This is a genomic window from Pedobacter sp. (assembly GCF_035566355.1).
In the GTDB taxonomy this organism is placed as follows: Bacteria; Bacteroidota; Bacteroidia; order Sphingobacteriales; family Sphingobacteriaceae; genus Pedobacter.
Genome location: NZ_DATMRL010000206.1, coordinates 1 through 4425, shown reverse-complemented (window position 1 = coordinate 4425; position 4425 = coordinate 1). Strand labels below are relative to the sequence as shown.

Annotated in this window: 5 protein-coding genes; 4 read left to right on the top strand and 1 reads right to left on the bottom strand. The window is 37.8% G+C overall.

Annotated elements, in window-relative coordinates; translation table 11 throughout:
* The first annotated feature begins 354 nt into the window (after positions 1–354).
* A complete protein-coding gene (locus VNZ46_RS07975) occupies positions 355–1677 on the top strand; it encodes an alpha-L-fucosidase (protein ID WP_325559548.1) in 1323 nt (440 codons plus the stop codon).
* A gap of 481 nt (positions 1678–2158) precedes the next feature.
* A complete protein-coding gene (locus tag VNZ46_RS07970) occupies positions 2159–2770 on the top strand; it encodes a class I SAM-dependent methyltransferase (protein ID WP_325559546.1) in 612 nt (203 codons plus the stop codon).
* A 152-nt stretch (positions 2771–2922) separates the two neighbouring features.
* Here the strand turns inward: VNZ46_RS07970 and VNZ46_RS07965 are convergent, their stop codons facing one another.
* A complete protein-coding gene (locus tag VNZ46_RS07965) occupies positions 2923–3393 on the bottom strand; it encodes a hypothetical protein (protein ID WP_325559544.1) in 471 nt (156 codons plus the stop codon).
* Between the two features lie 194 nt (positions 3394–3587).
* On the opposite strand from VNZ46_RS07965, the gene VNZ46_RS07960 reads away from it, so the two are divergent.
* Positions 3588–4139 (top strand): hypothetical protein, encoded by a 552-nt coding sequence (locus VNZ46_RS07960; protein WP_325559542.1) that lies wholly within the window; start codon positions 3588–3590, stop codon positions 4137–4139.
* A gap of 96 nt (positions 4140–4235) precedes the next feature.
* A partial coding sequence (locus VNZ46_RS07955; RefSeq protein WP_325559541.1) for a hypothetical protein occupies positions 4236–4425 on the top strand: 190 nt, incomplete at its 3' end.

The following is a 4425-nucleotide window of genomic DNA, read 5'->3' as shown; positions in this document are numbered from 1 at the left end:
GCCTAAAAGAGGGGGAGAAAAAGGGTGCTCAGAAAGAAAGAGATAGGGCTGTTGCTGAGAAGAAAGAAGTTGCGCAAATACTGAAGCAAAATGGTGTTGAACTGAGTATTATTGCTGAATCTACCAAATTGCCACTCAGCCTTATACAATCATTATAAACAAGATTTAACTTCTAAACATAGAAAGCGGAAAGGGTAAAAAACTTGCATTACGTAAATAAAGCAGGAACGCAGGTCAGTACAAGTATATACCTGGGAAGTAGACCAATTTGCCAATTTTGCTTAACAAATGAGTAGGATGCCAGATTTTTGAATGCATATTTCTCTTTTCTTTGTGAGAACCAAACATAGCTCTATGAAGAAAATAGTTTTATTCCTGGCAGGACTCGTGATGATTTCTTATGCCACATTTGCCCAGAAAGATTATACTGCAGAATCAAAAGAAGTTAAAGCCAAGCGAATGCAGTGGTGGGATGATGCCACCTTTGGAATGTTTATTCACTGGGGCTTGTATGCTGTTCCGGCTGGTGAATACAATGGTGTAGGTGGTGGTGCAGAATGGATTATGGAGACACACAAGATTCCAACGGCTGAATATGAAAAATTTGCAGCGCAATTTAACCCTCAGAAATTTGATGCAAAAGAGTGGGTGAGAATTGCCAAATCGGCTGGTGTAAAATATATTGTGATCACTTCTAAACACCATGATGGTTTTAGCATGTGGGACAGTAAGGTTACTAAGTACGACATTATGGATGCTACACCTTTTAAAAGAGATGTACTTAAGGAACTCTCTGATGCTTGTAAAGCTGCTGGGATCCATTTTGGTTTATATCATTCTATTATGGACTGGCATCAGCCTAATGCCAACCCGAAACAACAGCCGGCAACAAAACCTGATTTTAAGATCTACAGGGAAGAATATTTAAAACCGCAGCTTGCTGAGCTGATTAAGAAATATGATCCTGAGGTGCTTTGGTTTGACGGTGAGTGGATTGGAGAATGGACGGAAGAGCAGGGTAAAGATCTTTATAACTATTTGCGCAATATTAAGCCTTCTTTAATTATCAATAATCGTGTGGGTAAAGGGCGTGCCGGAATGGAAGGGATGAATAAATATGAACATGCTGCTGGAGATTTTGGTACACCTGAACAGGAGATCCTGAAAGGGGCGGGCCAGGATTACTGGGAGAGTTGTATGACGATTAACAACAACTGGGGTTTTGTGAAAAATGATCAAAACTGGAAATCGGCACAAACACTGATTGATAATCTGGTTGATATTGCTGCAAAAGGTGGGAATTATCTGTTGAATGTGGGCCCTACAGCTGAAGGCTTGATTCCGCAGCCAAGTATTGAGCGGCTGGGGGAAATGGGTAAGTGGCTGGACATTAATAAGGAGTCGATCTATGGTACCAAGGGGATGAAGGATTATAAAGAAGGTGATCATATTAAATTTACTCAGAGCAATGATGGTAAGACAGGGTATGTGATCTTTAATCAGAATGAAAATAACCGGGTGTCTTTTTCAGCAATTCAACCGAAAAATGGTTCGAAGATTTTTCTGCTGGGGCATAGTAAGCCATTGGTATGGACTAAAAAGGATGGGTTTGCAGTTGTGGAACTTCCTAAGGAATTGCCGGGGAAATATGCGTGGGTTCTAAAGGTGGTGATTTGATCGGGGTATTTGTGAGTACAGATTCTAGGTTTTGTTGGAAAATATGTTTTACTGATCTAGCTGAACCTTACAGGTTCTGAGGCTTGATCAGTAAAACATATTTTCTTGGGTGCATGGGCGAACTTCATAATCACTTCATAGAAAAATAGAGAATAATAACCAATAGTATCTGGCTAAGAATAGCCATCAAAAGCCTCTTTATACCACCTATTCTGGAAGGGGAGAATAAATATAACGCAAAAGAGAAAAGACAAATAAGCAATGCAAAAACTGCAACTATTAGAAGATTAGGGCCATCAGGATCATCAAAAAAGAAAAATAGCATTCTGGAACAGAACAGAGCCACTAACGCTAATATGATTAACGAAGTCTTTTTCGATTTAAAATACAGGTTTGAGGTACTATTTTTCATTTCAGTAAAAATAAGCATTTTTTTGCCCATGAAATAAGCGAGGGAGATAAATGTTATCTTTGCAAAGAGATGATTAAACAGCACATTCAGGAAACCTTCGGAAACATTGATATCTATTTATTTGACCAGTTGGCCAAAGGCACTTACGACAATTGTAAAACTGTTTTAGATGCTGGATGCGGAACGGGAAGAAACCTGTTTTACTTTTTAAAAAGCGGCGTAAATGTATTCGGTGTAGATCAAAACCCTGAAGCTATTGCACATCTTAAAAACCTTGCCTGTGCTTTTCCGCATATCAATCCCGAAGAAAACTTCCAGGTTGCACCGGTAGAAAATATGCCTTTTGAAAATGAAAGTTTTGATCTGGTCATTAGCTCTGCGGTTCTACATTTTGCAGAGAACCAGGAGCATTTTGATGCCATGTTAAACGCTATGTGGAATGTCTTAAAACCCGGAGGATACTTTTTCTGCCGTCTCGCTTCTGAAATCGGAATTGAAACTTCAGTCAGATTTATTGGAAATGGCCGATACATCCTTCCTGATGGATCAGAAAGGTTCCTGGTCAACCAGGAAATGCTCCAGCGGCTTACCAAACGACTTGATGGACATATTTATGAACCCATCAAAACCACCAACGTACAAAACATCAGAGCGATGACCACATGGTGCGTGCGGAAATAGAATGATGGCCTAGAAACCTTTATCCATCGGATATTGTTCTTTCTGCAATGAACTATAAATTCTTTAATCATTGACTCTTATGGATCCTTTTAATATTGTAATTAAAGCTCATGGGGAGCAGATTGACTTGAATATTCATCCTCAGGATGGTGTTAATTATTTATATGATTAACAAGTGATAGAAGTAATTGATCTTTATTATTAATCTCACGTGGTATGAATATTACACCGGTGCCGGTCCACCATCTGCTTAAGGCACTAACAGTGTTGTCATATGCCTTAATATCACCACTTTCCTTTTCGACATAAGCAAGCTCACTCCAGTCTATTCTTTTATAAGCAGCCATTGGTGCCTTAAGCTCAATGCCTTTATCGTCTAAAGTTATTTGATAGCCACTGTACATCTTTCTTGTTTTTTTGTATCCAAGCAGCATAGTAAACCCCATCATTGCTACCACAACGCCGGCCGAAAGGCCAATTGTCCTAAATGGTTTGTTAGGATTAATGATATCAGGCAACGTTATAATGATTAATACCAAAGTGTAAATTTTAATCAATCGGATTGCTAAACGTTTCAATATATTTCCAATTAGCGATTCGTTGATTGTGAAAGTTTGTGTCATGAAGATTATATAGATGCTGTGAAGATAAGTTAAATGACATTTAAATTGATAATATTGAATTAAAATACATCGCTTTAAGAAGCGAAATCGACAAAAAATACGATTGATTTAATATGCCTTACTCAGTTCGGAGTCAATTAAATACTTAAATTCACTTGATGGACGAGCAGGCCAGGATTAAATTAAGTGCTATTATGAAAACAGAAATCGACATTTTATCTGATAGAGAAATAGAAATTTGGGACTATGCTGAATCTCAAAATGGAATGATGGACTTTGTAACCGAAAAACTTTCTGCGGAAGGAATATTTGAGCAATATCGGAATATCCATAAATCTTATCTTGAACTCTATTTTCGCATTGATGAAGAATCGATAAAGCTTGAAATCTTAAAGCGGCTGATATTTTTAAATTGGTACGCTCTGGTGGAGCCGAGTTGTTATACAGGAATTGAAGATCTTGATAATGCAACCGTATCTGAATCGTATTCCATTTTAAATCAATATTTAATCGCTGGAAAAATCGATGTAGAATTTAAGTGGATGTTGTCTTTTTATTCCAGTTGGGACTACACGATACTTCCATTTTCAGAAAATAAACTTGAAGCCTTAACTGCATTTGTAAAAGGGGTAGATACTTCCATTTTAAGTTGTCCTAAAGATCAGTTGCCAAAAGGCATAATGGATAACAGGGGACAGATGGGAATTTACTGGATAAGTATGTTAGTTGAAAAGAAGATGATGTGAGCAGCGTGCAGAAATAGAATGATAACCTCGAAACCTTTATACATCGGATATTGTTCTTTCTGCAATAGACTATAAATTCTTTAATCATTGACTCTTATGGATCCTTTTAATATTGTAATTAAAGCTCATGGGGAGCAGATTGACTTGAATATTCATCCGCAGGATGGTGTTAATTTTAAAGTGGTTTATCATGGTGGTTTAGTTGGCGAAATGTTCCTTGACAATGGGAATTGGCAGGCGGTTTCAGCTGATGATTTGGATTCGGCTGGTTATCCGATATATGAGT